The following is a 22556-nucleotide window of genomic DNA, read 5'->3' as shown; positions in this document are numbered from 1 at the left end:
CCATGTCCGAGCCGAACCCAAACAGCCTGCGCTTGAACCTATCGGACCTGGTGATGGTCGCTGTCGCCGGACAGATTGCCCATCCCATCGGTGCGGCCAACCCCTATCGCATTGGAAACGACGGAGTGCCGCGGGTGCTGCCCGCCACCGGAGGCATCGTGATCAACCGACGCATCGGCGACCGCTGCGTGGGCCTGGCCGGCGATCACATCGAACCGGGCGTGGCTTTGCACAACAACCAGCGCGAGGTGGTCGGCGACCGGAGCGGTCCCAACCGGGCGCTGATCACCTACGCCTGCGTCGGCAACCGGGCAAGGGTAATCAGCGGTCCCTGCACCGGCCACTGGGGTCTGGTGACCGGCAAGCATGGCGGCATCGATCATGTGCTGGTGGACTTTCCGACCGAAATACTGAGACGCCTAGCCATCGGCGACCGTGTCCAGATCTATAGCTTCGGACTGGGAATGAGTCTCCTCGATTACCCGGACATCACTGTCTTCAATTGCTCGCCGGACTTACTTAGACGCTGGGGCATCAAAGAACGAGAAAGCTACATCGAGGTACCGGTAACCCACCGCTTTCCGGCTCGCATCATGGGTTCCGGCCTTGGCAAGAACACTGTGTGGCGCGGCGAATACGATATCCAGTTGTTCGATCCCGAACTACGTCGACGCTATCGGCTCGATTCCTTGCGATTCGGCGACTTGGTGGCGATCACGGATGCAGACACGCGCTTTGGCCCCAGTTACAGACGGGGCCGAATCACCATCGGGATCATCGTCCACGGGGATAGCACGGTTAGCGGCCACGGGCCGGGTGTTACACCATTGCTGACTGGCGCAAACAGCCGAATCCGACCGGTGCGCAATCCGCGTGCGAACTTGGCCGCATTGTTTGATATTCGTCGTCCGACAACCCAGACCCGCTCTCGAACCTTGATCGAACGGCAGCAGACCGCTTTCAGTGCCGTTCTTAGAAAACCCGTGGCATCGACCGTAAAACGTAAATATCTCACTGAATGAAAATGTGCTTTGAGTAACTGTGAGTAGAAAACGTACAAACTTCAGCACACGGGCTCAGTCCTTAAAAGCGACCGTTCCTTTCCGTTGACCAGGAAATTCGGCGAACGGCGCATCGGGAAAAGGTACTGATGGCGTGCGCTTCTAAGTACAAACAGGGAAGTCTTGCAGCATAAGTGTCAACGCCGACTGAAAAGTGACCCCTTTTGAGGGTTTATCGCCGAAGTAAAATTGACCCCTTGAGGCCCAAAAGTTATTCGACGGCCGCTGTCTGCGGCGGGGTTGTTCCTGCCTTGCGCTTGTCCTTCAATCGGTAACTGTCGCCGGTGATTTGCACGATGTGGGCGTGATGCAGGAGCCGATCCAGCATCGCGGCCGTCAGGGTCTGATCATCGGCAAAGGTGCCCGCCCACTGGGTGAACGGCAGGTTGCTGGTGAGAATCAGGCTGCCGCGCTCGTAGCGCTTGGCGACGACGTTGAAGAAGAGATTCGCTTCGTCACGTCCGAGCGGCAGATAGCCGATCTCATCGATGACCAACAGCCTGGGCGCCATCACGACCCGGTTGAAGTACTCCTTGAGACGCTCCTGGCGGTGTGCGGCGGTGAGTTGCAACATCAGATCGGCGGCGGTGACGAAGCGTGTCTTGAGGCCGGCCATCACCGCGCGGTAGGCCAAGGCGATCGCCAGATGGGTTTTACCAACCCCGCTGGGGCCGAGCAGGACGATGTTCTCGGTGCGCTCGATAAAGCTCAAACCCGCCAGTTCCTGGAGCTGGGCCCGGGGCGCTCCCAAGGAGAAAGCAAAGTCGTACTGCTCCAAAGTCTTCACGACCGGCAAGGTGGCCATCTTGAGCAAGGTCTGCCGGGTGCGTTCGGCGCGGGCCTTGGCCTCGGCGATGAGCAGTTTCTCGAGGAAGTCGGCAAAGCTCTCCTCGCGATCGGCGGCCTGCTGGGCCAGGTGGGGCCAGTCCGACCCGATCCGCTCGAGCTTCAGGCTTTGGCTGAGTTCGGTAATCCGGGCGTGCTGCAGATTCATGCCGTCACCTCCAGCAACTGGTCGTACACCGACAGGGGATGTTGCAGGCTGTCATGGGGCAAGACGCGGCCAACGTGCCGCTGGGGTGCCGGCAAGCCTTGGGGTGCCTGAACCGGCAACGGCCGCAGGGCGAGGCGCTCTTCGGCCAATCGCACCGCGGGCTGTACGCCGGTGGTGCCGTGCACCCGTTGATGCGCCACCTGATCGAGCCAGGGGCCGATCTGGGCATTGGCGGTCTCGACATCGAGTGTCAAGCCGGCGCTCTTGAGCGTGGCCGCCAGTGGCGTGATGAAGCTGGCTTTCAGGTATCCGTTGAAGCGCTCCACCTTGCCCTTGGTTTGGGCCCGGTACGGCCGGCAGACCTTGGGCCGGAAGCCATACGCCCCGGCCAGCGCGTACAGGGCCGGGTGCCAGCGGTGCCGGCCTTCACCGTAGGCGTCCCGTTCGGTGATGATGGCGCCGGCATTGTCGAACAGCACCTCTTCGGGCACCCCGCCGAAGTAGTGGAGGGCCTCGCGCAGCCCCGTCAACCAGGCCGCGCTGTCCTCGCGGTCGGAAAAGCGCACGAACGTGGCGCGACTGAACCCCAGCGTGGCCACGAAGGCTTTGAGCGGATCGCGCCCCCGCCGGATCGTCGTGAAATCGGCCTGCATCTGGCGGCCCGGTGGGGTTTCAAAGCGGACCACCGGTTCTTCCGGTCGCCGTTTGAAGGGGGCGAGATACGCCTTGAGCTGGCTGATGCCGCCTGCATAGCCCCGTTCACGAAGCTCTCGCAGCAGCACCGTGGCCGGAATCCAATGCGGACGTGCCGCCTCGATGCGTTGCTGCAGATAGGCTTTGAAGGGATCCAACTTGCAGGGGCGGGGCGCCCGCAGCCGGTACCGGGGCAACGCGCTTTCGCTGCGCAGGTACTTGCGTACCGTGTTGCGCGAGACGCCCAGCTCCCGCGCGATGGCTTTGATGCCATGGCCCTGTCGGGCCAATACTTTGATCTCCACTGACTGCTCCTGAGTCAACATTTCCGCGGCTCAAAAAAGCCGCCATTTTCCCCCAAGGGGTCAAATTTACTTCGGTGTCAGGGGTCATTTCTACATCGGCGGTGACACATAAGCAGCACTGCAGGAGAACCCCACCAACCCAATCAATCTGTCGAGGTTCCGGAGGTCTTGGCGGAATGTACTTAGAGCATTCCCGGTTTGTATACGGCCTACGGGCGAATGAATTTGCACGCTCAGAGCGCCCGAAGCGAACGAATTCGCCCACACTCGATACAAAGACGCTCTATTAACCCGGCCTGAAATATCGGCCAGGTTAATTCGGGGCACGGATGCCCCGCCGCGGCGACAAGCCGCGTGAGGCCTGGCCGGGGCTGTACCGGCCTAGGCAGCAGCCCGTAAATGCCAGGAGAGGATTTACGGGCCTGGTGAGTAAAGTTCAGGGGGATGTGTTCATGAAGAACAGCAAGTATCCGACATCGACGTTCAACCCAGCCTATCCCGCCGACGTTGTCTGCGAATTTACCATTGCCGGGCGCTCATGCCAGATTGTGAGGACTCCTTCGCCAGAATACGCCGAAAAAGCGGCCATCCCTAAACACTCGGGTGAGGAACGAACCTCCGTAATCGCAAACTTCACGATCAACGGCGAAGCCTACACCGTAATCCAAAACAATTCCAACGACGCCAGCGAGCGCGACGACCTCGCCACATTACTCTCTGCAAGAGAACTGCAGATCGCCGCCCTTGTGGCGATGGGTTATCCCAACAAACTCGTCGCCTATAAACTGCATATTAGCGAATGGACGGTAGCCAGCTATCTCCGCAGGATCTTTTCCAAGCTCGGAGTGGAAACCCGCGCAGCCATGGCGTTTCGCTGTGCGCAGCTCATCTGGAAATTTGAAGGTACCTCCTCATGTCCTGAACCGAAGCAGCGTAAAAGCCTGGTCTGAGCTTTTCGATTTCAGTTAGATGTCGGATTGCGTATCCATATCGCCATATATTTTTTCGACCAGCCTCCTGAACCAGCATGGCCGCGCGACGACAACGTACAGACCGATCGAGCCCGCCACGGGAATTGGTGCAATATCCAACACCAGCAGCACTAACAGCGACAAGAACGTCTTAATCCTAGCCATCCTAGTTGCCGAACGGCGTTTCTCGTCCTGCTCCGGGCAGTGCTCTGATCCGCAGGCCGTACCCCGATAAAGATTTTTCACGACTCGGTAAAACCAGTCCGGCCTCCTGAGTACGATGTAAAGGCCAATCAGGCAAGTCAGCGACAAAGGTCCGAAACCGATGATCGCCAACACCGTCAGAATAAGAAAACTTTTGACTTGCGTAACGTTCATTGCGATTAAGCAGAACTTGCGCTGCCTATGAGGTTCGTATCCATCGCGTCCTCGGACATCATACCTAGCGCTAGAGCATGCCGGAATTTTATCTACGACAGCCATCGAAAACCTTCGCATCCCCTATCACAAAGCAACGATTGGCAACGACCACGCAGCGCTAGTTCCTGAAACCAGGGAAATCGACCTGTTTCCCGTCCGATATGCAACTGTACTTATTATCGAACGCCGCAACTTGGTCTAGAGTTTTGCACCACCAAAAGGGATAGACACGAGCAGTCGACATAGAAAACCGATCCCTCACCGCCATCGGATTCGGCCGCAGAACAGCCCGTTCAGATGTACTTACAGGACTGTAACGAGAGTTATCACAATGAACTCCATCAACATGACACCGATTATTCGCCTCGTGCTCATCCACAGTGATCCCGAGTGTCGCCGAAACTATAAACAGGCGCTCGAGGGGCATTCGACCTATCGCTTCGAGGTCGTCGAAGCCAGCACTGGCCGTCAAGGGCTGAAATTGATCCGAAGTGAGGCGCCCGATTGCATCGTGGTCGATGGACAACTGCCGGATTTCGACACACGCGATTTGCTCGCCGACTTGGCTGCGAACGTGGGCGAGGACCTCGCTCCGGTGATTGTAGTAAGGTCCGAGGAGAGTGCAGCAGCTATAACCGGTGTCCCTAAGAACCTTGTCGCGGACTATCTTGCGGAACCCCTTGATCCCTCATTCGCGCACCGGCTTCCGGATCTGATCGCCCACGACGTCAGCCGGATTCGACTTCTGAGGGAAAAAAACGAAGCTCTGGAACAATTGCGGAAGGCGGAAGCTAAGTACCGCGCGCTGGTGGAGCAAATTCCCGCGATCACCTACATCGCCTCGCTGGAAGCGCCTGGAAAGCTGCTGTACGTAAGCCCACAGACAAGGCAGCTCGGCTACAGTCCCGAAACCTGGCTGGATGACCCGCTAGGCATCGGGCTACTCAAGTGGATCCATCCTGACGACCGGGAGGCGGTAATCGAACAGTTCGCGACGACGTATGAGCGTCACGTGCCGCTTTATTGCGAATACCGCGTGATCACCCACGACGGCAAGGTGCGCTGGATGCGCGATCAGGCCGATATCGTTCGAGACGACGCCGGACACCCGCTGTTCCTGCAAGGAACGCTCGTCGACATCGACAAAGATAAGGCACTGGAACGGGAACTGGAGCAGTATCGCCGGCGACTCGATGAGCTGGAAGCCGAGCGTGCGGCACGACTGCAAAAAGAAGCTAGCGTGCTCCGGGTCGCGAACGCCAATCCGGACCGTACGCTGTGCGATCGTGTCGAATTCGAGCAGCACCTGGAATATCTTTTGGCTTCCTCCCGAGAAAGCCAAGCCGAGCATGTGCTTTGCTATCTCGACCTCGATCATTTCAAAATTTTCACCGACACATATGGGAGCGCTGCCGGCACCCGACTGCTGCAATCCGTAGGAGATGCCTTGGAACGACGATTGCGACAGAGCGACATTCTCGGGAGACTTGGCGGTGATAAATTCGGCCTGTTGCTGGAAAACTGTCCACTCGAACGGGCGTGGATCGTCGCAAACAACCTCAGGGACGCCGTCAAGAACTGTTCTCTGTCCTGGGCGGGAAAAGACTTATGGATAAGCGTCAGCATCGGCATCACGGCGTTGAGGGCCGCGGGCGGCAATGCCGCGTCCGTGCTACGGGACGCTGATTCGGCATGTCGCATCGCCAAGATGAAAGGCCGCGATCGCACCTACATCTTCGATGGTCGGGACACCGACGAGCTGAGAGATGCGCTTACCGCGAAATCATCTGCGAAACCCCGGAGGACGGACTGGCCGGTGATCGTGGATACCAATGCGATGCCGCTAAGAAAGAAAGCCTGAACGAGACGGCACGCCCGGCGTCGCACGCATCTGGTTTTTTCATACGGACCGTACTGGCGTCCACGAGAAGGTCGGGAATCCATTCCTGACGGTTTCCTCAAACCAACGCAGGCCGGCCGGCGAAGGATTTCCGACGAGCCAATGCTCGACTCGATTCACCCAAACCGAAAGTGCCAATTGCTTGCGCCCAGCCGGTCTTGCCCCACCCCCGAGATCAATGTCGTCTGGCGGCATTGGAGGAAAAGCCCGTTCGGAATCAATCGGCGGCAATCCCTTGCCGACCAAGAACCGTAACAAGGCATTAAAGCGCCGCATCAAAACTGGAAAAACGCGTCCAGCTCGCTTTAACGCTGCTTCCGCTCTTCTAACGGCACATAGTCCCGCATGACGGGTCCGGTGTAGAGCTGTCTCGGGCGGCCGATCCGCAGTTCAGGGTCAGCCATCATCTCCATCCAGTGAGCCATCCAACCGGCGGTGCGAGCAATCGCGAACATGGCGGTAAACATGCTCATTGGGATGTTCAAGGCACGATAAATGATGCCCGAGTAAAAATCGACGTTGGGATAGAGCTTGCGCTCGATGAAATACTCATCCTTCAATGCGATTTCTTCCAAACGAAGCGCCAGCTCGAACAGTGGGTCTCTGCTATCGGCCAGTTTTTCGAGCACCTGATAGCAAGTTTCGCGAATAATCGTCGCGCGCGGATCGAAATTCTTGTACACGCGATGACCAAATCCCATAAGCCGGAACGGGTCTTTCTTGTCTTTCGCGCGGGCAATGTACTTGGGTATGTTCTTGGCGTCTCCGATCTCCTGCAGCATTCTGATCACCGCCTCGTTTGCGCCGCCATGTGCGGGTCCCCAAAGTGCCGCGATCCCCGCGGCGACGCACGCGAACGGATTGGCGCCCGAGCTCCCGGCCAAACGTACCGTCGATGTGCTCGCGTTTTGTTCGTGATCCGCATGCAGTACCAAAAGCAAGTCCAGCGCGCGCTCGGCCACCGGATCGACCTCGTAGGGCTGGGTCGGCATCGCAAACATCATGTGCAAGAAATTGCCCGCATAGCTCAAAGAATTCTTGGGATAGATTTGCGGCTGTCCCATGGTGTATTTATAAGCCGCCGCCGCTATCGTCGGCATCTTGGCGACCAGACGGAGCGCCGCCATCTCCCGTGATTTCTGATCGTGGATATCCAAGTAATCGTGATAGAACGCGGAAAGTGATCCGACTACCCCAACCAAGACCGCCATCGGATGTGCGTCATGATGAAATCCCTGGTAGAAAAGTCGCAGGGATTCGTTGATCATCGTGTGATGCACGACCTCATGGGTAAACTGCTGCAACTGGCTCTCGTTCGGCAGCTTGCCATACCACAACAGATACGTGACCTCCAGGAAGTTGCTGCGGGCCGCTAACTGCTCGATCGGATACCCTCGGTACAGCAGTATGCCTTGTTCGCCGTCGATGAAGGTGATGCCACTCGCACAACTCGCGGTTGCCGAAAAGCCTGGGTCTACCGTGAAGCATCCCACCTCTTTGTAAAGCTTGGAAATATCGAGGACGGACGGCCCCATCGTCCCCTTGATGACCGGCAAAGACGTAAGACGTCGACCTTCGGGATCAGTTAAATTGAGGTATTCATATTGATTAGTCATGTCGGTTTCCCGTTCGATTTGATCTGATTTGATTCTACTCGCCCTCGGTAAGTTCGCGAGCAGCCGCGGGCGCGCCGATACTTTGCAATTTGGCCGACTTTCTTACGGTCGATACATTTCCGGAAAAAGAAAACGGCCGACGCTATGGAATCGCAAAACGCGAAACTTTTCGAGATTCAACGATTGTCGCTCGATTTTGAAATGACCAATTTATCAGCAATCATCAGGCGGTGCGCAACCTCGTTCTGCTTTCTTGGTTGCCGCGGCCTACGCGCTAAAAATTGACGCGTATCCCGAATTCGCCAGTACGACCGGGCTCCGGTGCGATATTGCGGAGGTAGGACGTGGAGTTGCGTATAGGTTCGTCAAAGAGATTCTTGCCTCTCACGAATACCATGAACTCGGCGTAATCCGCCATCGCCAGCCGGTATTCCGCACCGACATTGAAGAGCAGATACCCGTCCGTCCTGGTTTCGTTCTCGCCCGGTTTATTCTGCGCTTCGACATTCATCAGCCGGGCGAAAGCAGTGAGGTTTTCTAAGCTGTAATCGACCTGAAAACCATATCGAAGCGGCGGCATGCGCGGGACATCGCCACCATGGTCGAGCCGACCGCGAACGTAGTCGGAAAACAGCGTGAGCTCCAGCTTTCCGAAGCTTCGATCGAACACCGGGAACTTCAAGCTCGCTTCGAAGCCCTTGAAGGTGGCGTCTACTTGGGTACTTTCGAGCACCGGAATACAGACATCCTGTTCGGAACAGACGGCTTCGAATTGCTCATTTTCCCGATTGAACACCACGCCCGGACTGCGCTGAAAGATATAGTCGTCGACCCAATTGTGGAACAGATTGATTTCGGCGCTCACCCAACCCGGGTTGTATCGAAACCCCAAGTCGAGGTTGTAGGATGTTTCTTCCTTGAGCCCTGGGTTGCCGCGTTCGAAACTCCGCGTCGCGGCGTGAAACCCGTTCGAGAATAGCTCCTGGACCTGGGGCGCCCGCTGAGAACGCGTCACGGCGAAAGTGACCACTGTGTCCTCTCTAAGATCCCACACCAAGGATCCCGATGCGCTAACTGGCGTGTGCGAACGGCTTTTTCGACCTTCCGGACTGATCGTCTGAACCTCGACACGTAAGCCCAATTCGATGAGAACATCGCGCCAGTGCATATCCTCGACCGCAAAAAAGCCGTAGGAAGAAATGTTCGATTTCGGTACCACCGCCTCCTCGCCCAAGGCTGAGAACTCGCCATCTTGCACCTGAGCACCGACCATGCCGTGCCAGGGACCGACATCGGTATGAACCAGTTCGATCCGCCCTTCCACGGCTTCGTTCTTGAACACGGTACCGGCGGCTCCGTTGTGCCGTTCGACGTGCCGGTAATCGGTATAGCCGAGCCGCATCCTCAGCGTCTCGGCAAAAGGGACGGGATCGTACAGCTCGCCTTTGAAATCGTAACGAGATTGCTCCATATCGACCCGTATCCTGTCCAAGCTATCAGTTTCGTCGCCATCCTCGTGTACATGGTCATGCGCGCCGGGTGGTATGCCGTAGTCGTTTTCCAGACGGTTGACCGAAGAGCCGAGGAATCCGGAGTCGCCGACAAGAGAGAAACCCACCGTGCCACCCCTGGCCCTCGCGTCCGTGTTAGCGATATAGCCTTTGGTATTGACGACGGCTTCTTCATGGCCCTCAGCGCCGTGTGCAGCCGCCTCCGCCTTCTCGTCGATGGCGAACCCCGGAATCCCGACATCGTTCCGGTCGCGGTAGAAACCGTCCAGATGCAGCACGAAAAAACCGTGCCCCGCATCCAAGCGCACCACGCTCGTCGTTTCGTCGGATACGGTACTGTAGCGCTGCTCCACCGCGCCTGTGACAAGCCTTTCCGGCAGTCGATCGGGAATTCGGTTGTCGATGACATTGACCAGACCACCGATAGCGCCGGAGCCATACAATAGGGTTTGAGGCCCCCGCAACACTTCGATCCGCTCAGCGAGAATCGGCTCGATGACGTTCGCATGGTCCGGGCTCAAGGTGGACACGTCTTGAATCCCCAAGCTATCTTGCATAACCCGAACGCGGGGGCCACTTTGCCCACGAATGACTGGCTGACCGACACCGGCGCCAAAAGACGAACTCGTCACCCCGAGTTCTTGATTCAAGGTTTCGCCCAAAGTGTTCGCCGCTTTCCGCGACAGTTCGTCGCCGGTCAGCGCATTGAAAGGACGCGCAGTTTCCCCGGCCTGCCGATCCACCGGTGCGGTAACCAATACAGAATCCAACTCTTTGACGGGGTCCTCTTCGGCTGCCACGGAAGCAAAAGATATGGCCAGAGTGATCGACAGGACGACTCGGTCGTTCATGGTTCTTCCATGACAGCAATTGTCTAATGTTATAGCGTTACAGTTTGCTGCGCGTTACGTCGCTCGCACAGCTTCGGGTCTTATATGTCTTGGCTCAGGTGCCGCCCTCGGCCTTCCGACAATCGGCGCATAGCCCGTGAATCTCGATGGCTTTTCGGTGAAGGGTAAATCCTGCCTGTTCCACTTCCTTTGCAACCGCCAGCATGACGTCGGCTCCCATTCTTTCCTCGACATTTCCGCATCGCTCACAGATCAACAGCAATTGCTCATGCCGTTGTTCGGAGCAGTTGCAGCCGATGAAAGCGTTCAGGCTTTCCACGCGATGAATCAGACACTGCTCCATCAGAAACTCAAGGGCACGGTAGACCGTCGCCGGCTTCGCGGTCCGCTCGTACGGCTTAATCCTGTCGAGCAGGTCGTAAGCCTTGACCGCACGATGGCTTTCCCAAATTAGTTCGAGCACCTTACGGCGGATCGGCGTCAGCCGGACCTCGCGTTGGGCACACAGCTCTTCTGCGACGCGGAGCGCCCTATCGACGCAGTCGCGGTGATCATGATTTGGCGCGGTGTGTTCGCTTGGAACAGGCGTTGTCCGGATTTTCATCGCTCGGGCCTCAGGGACTTCGCAAATTTGCGACTTTATAACGTTTCCATGGCCAGGGCAAGTCTTATTCCACTCGGCAATCGAGAGGGCATTAATCGTAGAGTCCCTCGGCTCGGTTTGGGCCAGACCCTACCAACAGGCTCAGGATAAGCTCGCGATTCGAGATTGCTTAATGGATTATGACGTCCAGTGGACTTGTTGCGCTACGAAAGGGTCACGTGGGCGCTCTTTAAAAGCCGCCCCGCCAGGACAGGGGCGGTTTTGAGTACCGAGCAACAAAAGGCGAATGTCGCTTGAAACGAGAGATTTCAGTAGTCTGATGCTACCGGTTTTCGTGCACGATCGGGTCAGACGATTCGAAACGACCGAAGTCCAATGAGGCGAATTCGGGATTCAAACATTGAAACGGAAGTGAACGACGTCGCCGTCCTTCATAACGTAGTCCTTTCCTTCGAGACGCCATTTTCCCGCGTCCTTGGCGCCCTGTTCGCCCCGGTAAGCGATGAAGTCCTCATAAGCGATCACCTCGGCACGAATGAAACCGCGTTCGAAATCCGTGTGTATGACTCCCGCTGCTCGAGGAGCTGTCGCTCCGACCGGAATGGTCCAAGCGCGCACTTCCTTAACCCCGGCAGTGAAATATGTCGCTAGGTTGAGCAGCTGATAGGCCGCTCTAATGACACGGTTGAGGCCCGGTTCTGTCAGTCCCATTTCTTTCAAAAACTCTTCCTTTTCGTCGTCCTCCAATTGCGCGATTTCGGCCTCGAAAGCCGCGCAAACCGGCACCACTACAGCATCCTCTTTCTTCGCGAAGGCAACCACGGCGTCCAAATAAGGATTATTTTCAAATCCGTCTTCGCGTACGTTAGCGATGTACATCGTCGGCTTCATCGTTAGAAGATGCAGGTCGCGAATCAGCGCCTTAGCCTCGTCGTCTAGCGGCGCCGTACGCGCCGGCTGACCGGCGTCGAGATGTTCCAACAGCTTCTCGATGATCTGCTTCTTTGCCACCTCATTCTTGTTTCCGGATTTCGCGGATTTCGAAACGCGCGCCAAAGCCTTGTCGACAGTTGCGAGATCGGCCAAGGTCAGCTCCGTGTTGATGACTTCGATATCGGAAATCGGATCGACTTTTCCCGCCACGTGCACCACATCTTCGTCTTCGAAGCAGCGGACCACGTGAGCGATAGCGTCGGTTTCCCGTATATGCGCAAGGAACTGGTTTCCCAGTCCCTCCCCTTTCGAAGCGCCGGCGACCAGGCCGGCGATATCGACGAATTCGATGGTCGTCGGCACGACGCGTTCCGGCTTGACGATCTCCGCCAGCGCATCTAGCCGAGGGTCAGGCACAGGAACCACGCCGACATTCGGATCGATGGTGCAAAAAGGATAGTTTTCCGCCGCAATGGCGGCTTTCGTCAGGGCATTAAACAAAGTGGATTTGCCGACATTCGGCAAACCCACGATCCCGCAGTGCAGCGTCATACGTGAATAATCTTATAAAGAACTGTAGATTACGGAGATTCGAGGCGATGGTATCGGTCTTCGAACCGAACGATATCGTCCTCGCCGAGATAACTTCCGGACTGTACTTCAATGATTTCCAAAGGAATCGTACCGGGGTTTTCAAGACGATGTTTGACACCGAGAGGAATATAGGTGGACTCGTTTTCCGTAAGGAGAAAAGTCTCTTCGCCGCGGGTCACCCGCGCCGTTCCCTTCACGACAATCCAGTGCTCCGCCCGATGATGGTGCAGCTGTAGCGAAAGGGTCGCGCCCGGCTTGATCGTGAGGCGTTTAACCTGGTAGCGCTGGCCGTTGTCGATCGACTCGTAATCGCCCCATGGCCTATGCACCTTCGTATGGAATATGTGTTCAGACCGATTGGCCTTCTTGAGATGCTCGGTAATCGTTTTGACGTCCTGGGCTCTGTCCTTGTGAGCTACGAGGACGGCATCGGTGGTTTCAATGACCACGACGTCCGCCAAACCGACAGCCGCCACGAAGCGGCTCTGCGAATACAGCAATGAGTTCTGGGTATCCTTCAGAAAAACATCGCCTATCGTGACATTGCCGTCGCCATCGCGAGGTCTCACTTTGCTGAGTGCAGGCCATGAACCTAGATCGGACCAACCCACGTCCAGCGGCAACACGGCGCCTCTAGGTCCCTCTTGCGATCCCGAGGTCAATTTTTCCATAACCGCGTAGTCGATAGAGTCGCTGGGACACTTCGCAAAAGCTTCTTTGTCGATGCGTATGAAATCGCCGTCACGCTTGCTCGCCGCCAAAGCCGCTTTGCAGGCGTCGAAAATGGCGGGCTGGTGCCGGGCGATCTGTTCCAGCCAAGTGCCGACCCGCATGACGAAGATCCCGCTGTTCCAGTAATAGCGCTCAGAAGCCAGATACTCGGCAGCCGTTTTGGCGTCCGGTTTTTCCGTAAAGCCGTCGAGAACGTATACCCCGTCCTCGATTTCGGGACCTCGCCGAATATAGCCAAAGCCAGTCTCCGGACTCTCGGCAACGATGCCGAAAGTAACGATGTCACCCTTCGCAGCCATTTCCACAGCTTTCGACATTCGCGCCTGAAACTCGGCTACGTCCTCAACGTGATGGTCTGAAGGCAAGACCGCCAGAACCGGATCCCGACCGCTCTCCTGGGCGTGCAAAGCCGCGAGCGTTACCGCCGGAGCGGTATTTTTTCCAACCGGCTCCAAAAGAATTCCGCTCCCCTCCACGCCCAGCAGTCTGAGTTGTTCCGCCACGATGAAACGGTGAATTTCATTGCAAACAATCAGTGGCGATAGAAATTCCAAATGGCCGTCTTCAGGGTCCGTGCTCAAAACCCGATCAACGGTCTGCTGAAACAGGCTCTTATCCCCGGTCAGAGAGAGAAATTGCTTCGGGTAGGCTTCCCGCGAAAATGGCCATAACCGAGTGCCGGCACCTCCGGACAACACCACGGGCTGCACAGGTATCGTCATAGCTCTCCCTAAAAAAGTCGTCTCGTTAGTCGGAAAGTATAGCCGACACGGCTCCGTCCTAGCCATCCCGCTCTACCATGCCATTCACGCTTTCACAGCATAGGGTCCATGTACAACAGACAGCGCTAATGATTTCATGGTTTATACTGAAAAAGTTGTCGGAGTAAACAACCAAGCCCGCCACTTACTGTTCACAAGCTTGACATTCAGAAAACTACTTAACGGACTCAACATCGGTTGGGCTGGCCAGGCGGAACTGCGCCGAGTTCCTCCTTCGGTCAATATCACTGGGATCGTTTCCGAACCACGCTCGCCTTTTCTAAGCCTGTTTTGGAAGGGCTTTCTGTTTCTCAGCATTATGATCGTGGGGATCGGCAGTTCCTTCGCCGTACTGAACTACTTTTACCTCGAGTATCAGTTTCAGCAGCAGCGTCAACTCGATAGACGCCTGTTGAGCCGCCAAGTTCAGGATTTGCTGGACCGTTCGACGTCACGTCTGCAGCAAATCGGCTCTCTCCTGGCTTCCGTGGGCGGCTTCGCTTCGGCCCTGACTGGAGAGAATTTTGCTGGGTTACAGCAGGCCGCCAACGTTTTCAATGATTTTCAGTACGACCTGGACATAGAGCGCCTTGTGCTATTCAAACCGAATGCACAGCGCTTCTGGCAATGGGGCAATGCTGCTCAGTCTGAAGCGCCGCGTCCGGAAGAGCAAGCGACCGTTCGGCAAGTATTCATGGAAGAAAAGCCATTGTCATTATTGTCGTGCGAACCGCATTGCGCGCTCAGCACCTATCAGCCAGTTTTATCCCGTGGCCGGGTCGTCGGCGTTTTCAGCCTTACCCAATCCATCGCACAGCTCGTCGTCGAACACCGCTCCTTGACCGGTTCGGACCTCGCGATCCTGACCTCGAACAGCTCGGAAAGCAGTGGCTACGCAATCCCGAAGTGGTCGATGCGTGTCGCTGCGCTCACCCACTCCGAACGCCTGGCCCCATTCCTGGAGCATTTGTCGGAACACTCTGACGATGCGATAGCCGCCAGTAAGGAGATTCATCATTGGAAAGGCCGCTATTACGCCATCGACGTGATGCCGCTCAGTGACTTGCTTAAGGCCGAAGGACTGGTCCTGATGATCAGCGACGTCACCGCTCAGGTGAGCCAAATTAGAAGCGCGACTCGGGACGGTATCCTGCTGAGCGGTGTGAGCCTGTTGACCGCCGAACTGCTGCTGCTTTTGCTGATGCGTCTGCCGATTCGTCAACTTCGGCGCTTGGCCGACACGCTGCCCATGTTGGCACAAGGAGCGTATATGGAAGCGAGACAGCGTCTTGCCCACCGAACCTCGGGGCTAAACGACGAAATCACCATTCTAAGTGCCACCGCTGTGACTTTGTCGCATCAACTCGAAGCGCAAGCGCAGGCCATTACGCATAAAACCAGCGAACTCGCCGCCGAACGCGACTTCGTTCAAGGATTGCTCGACACGGCTCAAGTCATCATTCTGACTCAAACCAGGGAGGGGCGAATTCTCACCGCCAACGACTTCGTCATACAAATTACCGGGTACAGCCAAAGCGATCTCGGCGGCAAGGAATTTCTGTCCTTAATCTTGAAAAGCAAGATCGGCGATGATCTGGAACAGGCGCTGATCGGATTGTGGAGCGGGCAACGGAAACGCTTGCAGCATGAGGCGGAGTTGTTGTGTAAAGACGGTTCCCGTCGTTTCGTGGTTTGGGTACACACCCGTCTCCACGAAAACAACGCGGAGGGCATTGCGATCTTATCGGTCGGCCTCGATGTCACGGACCGAGTCGAGGCGGAGAACCGTATGATTTGGCTTGCCAACCATGATCCCCTAACCGGCCTCTATAATCGCCATCGCTTTCAGCAGGAGCTGGAGCGCCAATTTGCTGAAGTGGAAAGGAACAAAACACGAGCCGCCATCCTTCTTTTCGACCTGGATCATTTCAAGGACATCAACGATACCAGCGGTCATCTAGCCGGCGACGCGCTGCTCCGCAAGATCGCCCAAGAGCTGAAAAACCGTGTGCGCAAGACCGACATCGCCGCAAGACTGGGCGGCGACGAATTCGCTATTTTGATGCCGAACCAAACCCCGGAGGGAGCGCTGGCCTTCGCCAATCTCCTAAATCACCGACTCGCGGAGCAGCCGCTCAGGATTCAGCAGAAAATCTTTCGGATTTCCGCCAGCATCGGCATTGCCATGATTCCCGAGCACGGCACGGAGATGGACGAGATCATGGCGAACGCGGATCTCGCGATGTATCAAGCGAAAGACCGCGGGCGCGGCCGGGTCTATTTATTCTCTTACGACGATCGCTCCAAGCAGCGCATCAGCGAGCGCACACTCTGGAAACAGGCCATTCAGGAAGCTCTCGCGGCACGCCGGCTGATATTTCATTATCAACCGATCGCTTCCATTGCGGGGCGCGAAGTCCGTTTCCACGAATCCTTAATACGCCTAAAACGATCCGACGGCGTCTTGGTCTCGCCGGAGGAATTTCTCGAATTCGCTCAACTAACCGGGCTCATCAGCGAGATCGACCGCTATGCCGTCGAAGCCAATATCCGCCTGCTGACTGACTTCGTCGAACGGGCACCGCCAGGCGCGATTCACGTAAATCTTTCCGGGTCTGCCTTGACCGACCGCGACTGGACCAGCGCCTTGAAATTCGCGTTGAAGAACGGTTCGCTCAAACCCGAGCAACTCATTTTCGAGATTACGGAAACCGCTGCCATTGCCGACTTCGGAACCGCCAAGGAAATCATGGAAGAATTGGCGGATTTAGGGTTTCGTTTTGCTATCGACGACTTTGGCGCCGGTTTCGCGTCGTTCTCGTATTTGCGGCACCTGCCTGTGAAATTCGTCAAGATCGACAAGAGTTACGTCACTAACTTGATCGACAATCCGCAGGATCGAGCATTCGTTTCAGCCATCACGACGCTCGCTCACGGAAACGACATTGAGGTGATTGCCGAAGGTGTTGAAGATGAAGCCACTCTTCTTGCCCTGGCCGAATTGGGCGTGGACATGGCACAAGGCTACTTTATCGGACAGCCGACCCCCCTCATGAGCGATTAACTTTGCTCCGTACCGATCAATCCGCCTAGAAGTTCGGCGATCTTCCGCACTACTCCCTGATTCTCGCAGACAAACCGCTTCCCGTTTCCGCCGATCTCGCTGCGCAACGATTTGTCGCTCAGGAGGCGCCCCGCCCAATGCGCCAACTCCTCGACGTTTTTCACTTCAATTCCGCCGCCGCTCTCTTTGAGCTTGCTGCCGATCTCGGCGAAATTGAAAAGGTGAGGTCCGAATATAACCGGCAGCCCGACGGCAGCCGGCTCTAGTACATTGTGTCCGCCGACGGGCACCAAGCTACCTCCAACGAAAGCTGCGTCCGAGGCAGCGTAAAAACTGCGTAGTTCGCCCAAGGTATCAAGAAGAAATACGTCGACCGGCTCGTCACCGGCGTTCCTATCACTTCTGAGCCGAGTCGAAAAGCCGAATTTCCTGCACTCCGCAACGATCTCCGCCACACGGTGGGGATGACGCGGTGCGAGAATCAGTAGCACTTCCGGTAACTGTCTTCGAAGTGAAGCGAAGGCAGCCAGAACCATGCTTTCCTCACCGGGATGGGTGCTGCCGGCGATGAAAACGGGGCGATGACCGAAAAGTGCACGACGCATGGCCTGGGCACGCTCTTCCGCTGTGGCCGGCAATTCCAAATCAAACTTGATGTTGCCGGTCACGACCACGGATTTCGGATCGGCGCCTATTGCGATATACCGTTTGGCATCTTCCGCGGTTTGAGCCGCGACTAGGCGTACATGCGAAAGGCTTTCCCGCGTCAGAGATCGAAGTTTAAGGTAACCGCGCGCCGATCGTTCGGAGAGACGAGCGTTGACAATGGCCAGCGGTATGCCGCATTTTCCACAGGCGTGGTAGAGATTCGGCCAGATCTCGGTTTCCAACACCACCGCGAGCGTCGGTCGATAGTGCCGAATGAAGCGGTTCACGCAACCGGGGAGATCGTAAGGCAAATAGACATGTCTTGCCGTATCGCCGAGCACCCCTTTGATCCGCGCCGACCCTGTCGGCGTTGTAGCGGTAACGAGTATGGTCCTTTCCGGAAATCGGTGCTTGATCGCGCGAATCAGCGGAAACGCGGCCTCGGCTTCGCCGACAGACACCGCATGGAACCAGATGACACCGGGTTCCGGATCCGCATCGTAGAGCGCCAGCCTTTCGCTCCAGCGCTCGGAGTAACCCGGCTGCTTGCGTCCTCGCCAATAGAGACGTGCGAGGATAACCGGCGTGAAAATGTAGAACAGGGCTGAGTAGAATAGCCTCACTGGGCGAGCAGGCGATCGCGGTCTGTATGGCTATAGAAGCCATACAGACCGGCTTCGCACTTATTCGGGAACGACCGAGAGCGCGACCTTGCAATCGACATCGCTGTGCAAGTGCACCGTAATCTCGTAATCGCCCACTTGCCGAATCGGCCCGGAAGGCAGCCGCACTTCGTGTTTGTGGAGTGTCACACCGGCGGCTGTCACGGCATCGGCGATGTCCTTGGTGCCGACGGATCCATATAAGCGTCCTTCTTCGCCCGCTTTCTGAACGATCTTTACGGTGAGCTTACTGATGGCTTCGGCGCGTGCCTGAGCCGCAGCCAGGTCTTCGGCCGCCTTTTTCTCGAGCTCGGCTCGCCGTTTTTCGAATTCAGCCAATTTTTCAGCGGTAGCCGCAACGGCTTTGCCTTGTGGGATCAAAAAATTTCGACCATAACCGGGTCTGACGGAGACTTTGTCGCCGAGATTCCCTAGACCCGCGATCTTTTCTAACAGAATAACTTCCATCGTCGAATGCCTCGATAGTGTTAGCGTTCTTTTGATAAAACAACAATTCGGCTCAGCTAGGCGACAGCCTTTCCCGCCAATCGAACCAGAGATCGCTGAAGCCTACCAATGCGATCGGCAGGATGACGTACGGAACGAATAATAGGGACACGTAAGTTCCGACTAGCCAAACTTTCCACGATTTGTTCCGGGCAACCAAAGCATGAAACACCGAAAAGCCGACCAACAGGAACAATGCAAATAGCGGAAAGGTCAAATTCAAAGCGATTTCCGCGACGGTGCCGCTTGCGGCAGCAGCAGCAATCAACACGCCCACCGCGGCATAGGAAAACGCCGCATGTATGCGTAACCTTAAGAATTCCGCGCGGAAGCCGCCCGGATTGAACAGCACCGCCTGCCACCAACGTGCGATCAGTAAACTCAGGATCAGACTGATCACCAAGCTGGCGGAAACCATCCCAGTCATGTAACGCGCAACCGTCGTGGAGAAACTGTTCCAGAACTGATCTGCATCGAATTCCGGAGGTGCGCGGTCAAGCAAGGGCCCGAAAAACCGTTGCAAGCCTTCGAGCCATAGCGAAGGCGGATCCGGATAAAGCCCGTAGATCAGGAGTACCATAAAAACGCCCATGGACGACGCCAATCCGAAAGCCGTCGAAAGCTTGCCGGATTCGCGCAAGACCACGGCTGTCAACCACATGGGAAGCCAGAGGAGACACCCATAACCGACAGCACCGCCCGTACTGCCGACAAGGAGCCCCCCTAAGGCACCGAGGGCCGCGATCGATGTGGCAATGATGATTCCGCCTTCGTACGCACCCTTTCGTAGTGTCGGAAGCCCCACGGCCGCCGCCGCGAGTAGGCTGAGAAACGGAATCACCCACGACATGACCGCTAAAGCACAGGCCGCCGATATGGCCTGCATCCGCCCTCTCATGATGTAAGCGGCCAATGGTCTCATGATCGGACGCGCCCTGCGCGAATGACCGCGCCCCTTCTATTTTTTGTGAGCGTCGGTATACGGCAGCAGCGCCAAAAAACGAGCACGCTTGATGGCCGTCGCAAGCTGTCTCTGGTATTTTGCTTTCGTTCCCGTGATGCGGCTGGGAACGATCTTGCCCGTTTCCGAGATATATTCTTTGAGCACGTCGAGATCCTTGTAATCGATCTCTTTCACACCCTCGGCCGTGAATCTGCAATATTTCTTGCGCTTAAATTGGCGAACCATAAAAGACCTGCTTCTTGCTTAAGGTAAATCGTATACGAACTGACGCCAGGAAAGCCGGCTAGACGCCAAGCGAACGGCTCAGGTTTCCAACGGAGCTTCCGTTTCTTCGGCGTCTTCGGCACCCTCTTCGTCCGTGCTCGCCGATGCTTCCTCGACCCGCCCGGCTTCGTGTTCCGACTGACCGGACTTTGCCATCGGCGACGGCTCGGTTATCGCCTCTCGTCGACGGATCGTTAAACTACGCAAAACGGCATCGTTGAATCGAAACCCGCTCTCCAGCTCATCGAGAGTCTCTTGGTCGCACTCGATGTTCATCAGCACATAGTGTGCTTTATGAACCTTGTTAATGGGATAGGCTAATTGGCGGCGTCCCCAATCCTCCAGACGATGGATTTTCCCGGAGGCGGATTCGATCAGGTTGCGATAACGATCCACCATGGCAGGGACTTGCGCGCTCTGGTCCGGGTGAACCATGAAAACAATTTCATAATGTCGCATATGTGCTCCTTATGGATTGAACAGCCTTCCGAATGGGCGGTAAGGCAAGGAGTAGCGGCCCAAGCCGCCAACGTAAACGGTGAATTGTAATGTGCTACCGCTCTGCTTACAAGAAATCGTCCGGTGACAACTCGAACCATCGTTCCATCGTCGCTTAACCGGAGGGGAGATCTGGCCAGGTGCTGACCGTAACGATGCCAGACGAATGACGAGTGGATTCAGGCATATAAATTGAGCAAACCATTATTCGCCATGGCCTGCCCCGAACTTGGCGGAATATCTTCATTTTTCGCTGCGACGGAGTCCGGGAACGACCGGCTCCGATCGCCGAAGCCGGATTGGCGGCCGAACTCGGCGGATGTGCCGCTTTCGTGCGACACCCCGGGTGAGACGGTGACATTGATGTCGGCCAGATTGATTTCCCGGGCGCCGAACATCTCCCGTAGCTTGGGAACGGCAGCCTCGATAGCCTCCCGAACCGAGGCGTCGTGCGTCGCGAAATGGACAGACGCCTGGTCTTGCTCCATCTGTATGCATATCTCCAACGGCCCCAGATGAGCCGGATTAACTCTGATCTCGGCCGCCATGAGGTTTTTATCGGTCATCCACAAAATTCGCTCCCCTAATGCTTCTTGCCATCCAGCCTCATTCAAAGGCCTGCCAAGTGGCGGCATCGACTCACCGGCAGAAGTGATGGAAGCTTGCGTTGCTAGCGGTATACCCTCTACCGGCAAACCGCGATCCGCCGCAAACTGGACGCCTTCGGCTGCAGCCTCGGCCAAACTTCCGAGCTTTCTGTCGAAATCGGAAAGAAGATGTTCGTCCCTTGCACGCCCTTCCGGTTCGGCAGCCGGCATCTGCGACAACAGCGTACCCGGTTCTTTCGCAGCCAAAGAAGCTGTCCCGAACGAACTCATTTCTGCCGCAGCGGAACCGCTTTGTTCGCGACGAGACTGATAGAACACCGCTGCGTCGCGTCCGCCGGTAAGCTTCTCGTCCCCGGCAAGCGCCAACACATGATCCGAGTCCGTTACCTCTCCGTGCCCCCCATCCGGCGGCGCGTTCTGATCGGAAAACGACGGTGGCGTGACAAAGGCCACAAGTTCCGCCTGCAACTGCTCGGCCGAAAGCGGCCCCGAATCGGAATGCGCGGCGAGCAGCGCTGCCGTTTCAGGCAACGAATTGCCGCCCGCCGGCACGCCGCTGCCACCCGTTCCGTCTTCAATCGGCCGGGCGGACAGCGCATCGAGGTTGGATACATAGTGGAGAAGCGCCTGTAGCACATCCTCGGGAGTATCGCTATCTTCGGCGGGGGCGATTGCCCGGGTGTCTTCGGCAACTTCGGGCGCTGCGCTGCTCGTTGCCGCGTCCAATTGCCCGACCAGTGCAGCGAGAAAGAGCGCGCTGTCTGTATTGGCTTCCGCCTCCGCGTTATGGACGAGCCGCGCTACTTCGAGAACGGAAGCCGGTGTTGTCAAAGTATGAATGCTCATGATCTAAATTCCGAATTCGCCAGACCCGATTTAGCAATTCGGGTGCCAGAGCACCCAAAATGAGCTCAGATGAAGTCGGCCAGAATGCCGCCGTTTGAACGGCGGGCCGCTCTTTCGTCCTGTTCGGTTTGCTGTTTCTTCTCGTCCGAACGGCGCTCCTCGCTGAGCGATTGCTCGAACACCCTTCTTATACCGAGGCTATGCTTGCGTGCTGCCTCCCATTCCGCTTGGCGCTTTCGAAGCTCTGTTTGCGCCGCATGAACAGCCTTTTCTTGATCGGCAATCGCGGTATTGATTTTCGCAAGAAATATGCGGTACTCGATCAACTGGCGGCTAGCGAGACCCGCGTTTCCGGATCGCTGGAACTGAGCTGAATAATTGTCGCGAAAACCGATTAAACTGGAGAGATTCCGCTGCGCAGCTTCGAGTTTTTGCCGGCTTTCGCTGAGAATCCGGGCGGTCTGTTTTTCTTTCGATTCGGCAAGTTCCAATACCGGCATTAAGCGCTTCGATCGTTTCATGCATCAAAATCCTATTCGCTGAGGCTAT

19 protein-coding genes are annotated in these 22556 nt (G+C 56.6%); 4 read left to right on the top strand and 15 right to left on the bottom strand.

The genetic code is table 11. The features are described 5' to 3' along the window. Window positions 1–2 precede the first annotated feature (2 nt). On the top strand, window positions 3–1022 hold the full coding sequence (locus tag QEN43_RS03000; RefSeq protein ID WP_026610319.1) for a DUF4438 domain-containing protein: 1020 nt from the start codon (window positions 3–5) through the stop codon (window positions 1020–1022). A gap of 250 nt (window positions 1023–1272) precedes the next feature. On the opposite strand, the gene istB is transcribed toward QEN43_RS03000, so the two are convergent. Then, the gene (istB, locus tag QEN43_RS02995) at window positions 1273–2055 is read right to left on the bottom strand and encodes an IS21-like element helper ATPase IstB (protein WP_026609733.1); all 783 of its coding nucleotides are present in this window, start codon (window positions 2053–2055) and stop codon (window positions 1273–1275) included. Next, complete coding sequence (istA, locus tag QEN43_RS02990; protein WP_026609734.1) at window positions 2052–3074, bottom strand: IS21 family transposase; 1023 nt, start codon at window positions 3072–3074, stop codon at window positions 2052–2054. The genes istB and istA overlap by 4 nt, the downstream gene beginning before the upstream one ends. A 431-nt stretch (window positions 3075–3505) precedes the next feature. Between istA and QEN43_RS02985 the strand changes: the two genes are divergently transcribed. Continuing rightward, window positions 3506–4003 carry a response regulator transcription factor gene (locus QEN43_RS02985; RefSeq protein WP_084162031.1) on the top strand — a complete coding sequence of 166 codons (498 nt, stop codon included), beginning with the start codon at window positions 3506–3508 and terminating at the stop codon, window positions 4001–4003. A 15-nt stretch (window positions 4004–4018) separates the two neighbouring features. On the opposite strand, the gene QEN43_RS02980 is transcribed toward QEN43_RS02985, so the two are convergent. Next, window positions 4019–4402, bottom strand: coding sequence for a hypothetical protein (locus QEN43_RS02980; RefSeq protein WP_036268258.1), 384 nt, complete (start codon window positions 4400–4402; stop codon window positions 4019–4021). A gap of 373 nt (window positions 4403–4775) precedes the next feature. Between QEN43_RS02980 and QEN43_RS02975 the strand changes: the two genes are divergently transcribed. Beyond that, a complete protein-coding gene (locus QEN43_RS02975) occupies window positions 4776–6305 on the top strand; it encodes a GGDEF domain-containing response regulator (protein ID WP_317963690.1) in 1530 nt (509 codons plus the stop codon). A gap of 344 nt (window positions 6306–6649) precedes the next feature. Here the strand turns inward: QEN43_RS02975 and QEN43_RS02970 are convergent, their stop codons facing one another. The 5 genes from QEN43_RS02970 to QEN43_RS02950 all read right to left on the bottom strand — a co-directional run bounded on the left by QEN43_RS02970 (window position 6650) and on the right by QEN43_RS02950 (window position 13907). Then, window positions 6650–7960 (bottom strand): citrate synthase, encoded by a 1311-nt coding sequence (locus QEN43_RS02970; protein ID WP_026610317.1) that lies wholly within the window; start codon window positions 7958–7960, stop codon window positions 6650–6652. A gap of 274 nt (window positions 7961–8234) precedes the next feature. Further along, entirely contained in the window at window positions 8235–10322 is a 2088-nt protein-coding gene (locus QEN43_RS02965) for a TonB-dependent receptor (RefSeq protein ID WP_026610316.1), read from the bottom strand. Between the two features lie 94 nt (window positions 10323–10416). Beyond that, the gene (locus QEN43_RS02960; RefSeq protein WP_026610315.1) at window positions 10417–10926 is read right to left on the bottom strand and encodes a transcriptional repressor; all 510 of its coding nucleotides are present in this window, start codon (window positions 10924–10926) and stop codon (window positions 10417–10419) included. Window positions 10927–11319: 393 nt separating this feature from the next. Next, window positions 11320–12411, bottom strand: a complete 1092-nt coding sequence (gene ychF / locus QEN43_RS02955) for a redox-regulated ATPase YchF (protein ID WP_026610314.1) — start codon at window positions 12409–12411, stop codon at window positions 11320–11322. 29 nt (window positions 12412–12440) lie between these two features. Then, the gene (locus tag QEN43_RS02950; protein WP_026610313.1) at window positions 12441–13907 is read right to left on the bottom strand and encodes a mannose-1-phosphate guanylyltransferase/mannose-6-phosphate isomerase; all 1467 of its coding nucleotides are present in this window, start codon (window positions 13905–13907) and stop codon (window positions 12441–12443) included. A gap of 199 nt (window positions 13908–14106) precedes the next feature. Between QEN43_RS02950 and QEN43_RS02945 the strand changes: the two genes are divergently transcribed. After that, window positions 14107–17010 carry a bifunctional diguanylate cyclase/phosphodiesterase gene (locus QEN43_RS02945; protein ID WP_317963689.1) on the top strand — a complete coding sequence of 968 codons (2904 nt, stop codon included), beginning with the start codon at window positions 14107–14109 and terminating at the stop codon, window positions 17008–17010. Here the strand turns inward: QEN43_RS02945 and waaA are convergent. The 7 genes from waaA to fliJ form a co-directional block, all read right to left on the bottom strand. Beyond that, window positions 17007–18281: a lipid IV(A) 3-deoxy-D-manno-octulosonic acid transferase gene (gene waaA, locus QEN43_RS02940; RefSeq protein ID WP_026610312.1), complete on the bottom strand. Its 1275-nt coding sequence runs from the start codon at window positions 18279–18281 to the stop codon at window positions 17007–17009. The genes QEN43_RS02945 and waaA overlap by 4 nt on opposite strands. Before the next feature lie 60 nt (window positions 18282–18341). Beyond that, window positions 18342–18788 carry a 50S ribosomal protein L9 gene (gene rplI, locus QEN43_RS02935; RefSeq protein ID WP_026610311.1) on the bottom strand — a complete coding sequence of 149 codons (447 nt, stop codon included), beginning with the start codon at window positions 18786–18788 and terminating at the stop codon, window positions 18342–18344. 52 nt (window positions 18789–18840) lie between these two features. Next, the gene (locus tag QEN43_RS02930; protein ID WP_026610310.1) at window positions 18841–19749 is read right to left on the bottom strand and encodes a YybS family protein; all 909 of its coding nucleotides are present in this window, start codon (window positions 19747–19749) and stop codon (window positions 18841–18843) included. Window positions 19750–19785: 36 nt separating this feature from the next. After that, on the bottom strand, window positions 19786–20016 hold the full coding sequence (gene rpsR / locus QEN43_RS02925; protein WP_026610309.1) for a 30S ribosomal protein S18: 231 nt from the start codon (window positions 20014–20016) through the stop codon (window positions 19786–19788). A 78-nt stretch (window positions 20017–20094) separates the two neighbouring features. Continuing rightward, a complete protein-coding gene (gene rpsF, locus QEN43_RS02920) occupies window positions 20095–20514 on the bottom strand; it encodes a 30S ribosomal protein S6 (RefSeq protein ID WP_026610308.1) in 420 nt (139 codons plus the stop codon). Between the two features lie 218 nt (window positions 20515–20732). Continuing rightward, a complete protein-coding gene (locus tag QEN43_RS02915) occupies window positions 20733–22007 on the bottom strand; it encodes a flagellar hook-length control protein FliK (protein ID WP_026610307.1) in 1275 nt (424 codons plus the stop codon). 65 nt (window positions 22008–22072) lie between these two features. Further along, window positions 22073–22528, bottom strand: coding sequence for a flagellar export protein FliJ (fliJ, locus tag QEN43_RS02910; RefSeq protein ID WP_084161917.1), 456 nt, complete (start codon window positions 22526–22528; stop codon window positions 22073–22075). Window positions 22529–22556 lie beyond the last annotated feature (28 nt).

The organism is Methylocaldum szegediense, from assembly GCF_949769195.1.
Lineage (GTDB): Bacteria > Pseudomonadota > Gammaproteobacteria > Methylococcales > Methylococcaceae > Methylocaldum > Methylocaldum szegediense.
The sequence above is the reverse complement of the archived record's forward strand: the minus strand, read 5'-3'. Positions and strand labels throughout refer to the sequence as shown.

Excerpts from the sequence above, each read along its gene's own strand:
- rplI (WP_026610311.1), bottom strand. The coding sequence starts at position 18,788 with ATGGAAGTTATTCTGTTAGAAAAGATCGCGGGTCTAGGGAATCTCGGC.
- QEN43_RS02915 (WP_026610307.1), bottom strand. The coding sequence starts at position 22,007 with ATGAGCATTCATACTTTGACAACACCGGCTTCCGTTCTCGAAGTAGCG.
- QEN43_RS02950 (WP_026610313.1), bottom strand. The coding sequence starts at position 13,907 with ATGACGATACCTGTGCAGCCCGTGGTGTTGTCCGGAGGTGCCGGCACT.
- QEN43_RS02960 (WP_026610315.1), bottom strand. The coding sequence starts at position 10,926 with ATGAAAATCCGGACAACGCCTGTTCCAAGCGAACACACCGCGCCAAAT.
- QEN43_RS02975 (WP_317963690.1), top strand. The coding sequence starts at position 4,776 with ATGAACTCCATCAACATGACACCGATTATTCGCCTCGTGCTCATCCAC.
- QEN43_RS02970 (WP_026610317.1), bottom strand. The coding sequence starts at position 7,960 with ATGACTAATCAATATGAATACCTCAATTTAACTGATCCCGAAGGTCGA.
- QEN43_RS02965 (WP_026610316.1), bottom strand. The coding sequence starts at position 10,322 with ATGAACGACCGAGTCGTCCTGTCGATCACTCTGGCCATATCTTTTGCT.
- rpsF (WP_026610308.1), bottom strand. The coding sequence starts at position 20,514 with ATGCGACATTATGAAATTGTTTTCATGGTTCACCCGGACCAGAGCGCG.
- QEN43_RS02985 (WP_084162031.1), top strand. The coding sequence starts at position 3,506 with ATGAAGAACAGCAAGTATCCGACATCGACGTTCAACCCAGCCTATCCC.
- istB (WP_026609733.1), bottom strand. The coding sequence starts at position 2,055 with ATGAATCTGCAGCACGCCCGGATTACCGAACTCAGCCAAAGCCTGAAG.
- QEN43_RS02930 (WP_026610310.1), bottom strand. The coding sequence starts at position 19,749 with ATGAGACCATTGGCCGCTTACATCATGAGAGGGCGGATGCAGGCCATA.
- rpsR (WP_026610309.1), bottom strand. The coding sequence starts at position 20,016 with ATGGTTCGCCAATTTAAGCGCAAGAAATATTGCAGATTCACGGCCGAG.
- ychF (WP_026610314.1), bottom strand. The coding sequence starts at position 12,411 with ATGACGCTGCACTGCGGGATCGTGGGTTTGCCGAATGTCGGCAAATCC.
- QEN43_RS03000 (WP_026610319.1), top strand. The coding sequence starts at position 3 with ATGTCCGAGCCGAACCCAAACAGCCTGCGCTTGAACCTATCGGACCTG.
- istA (WP_026609734.1), bottom strand. The coding sequence starts at position 3,074 with ATGTTGACTCAGGAGCAGTCAGTGGAGATCAAAGTATTGGCCCGACAG.
- QEN43_RS02980 (WP_036268258.1), bottom strand. The coding sequence starts at position 4,402 with ATGAACGTTACGCAAGTCAAAAGTTTTCTTATTCTGACGGTGTTGGCG.
- fliJ (WP_084161917.1), bottom strand. The coding sequence starts at position 22,528 with ATGAAACGATCGAAGCGCTTAATGCCGGTATTGGAACTTGCCGAATCG.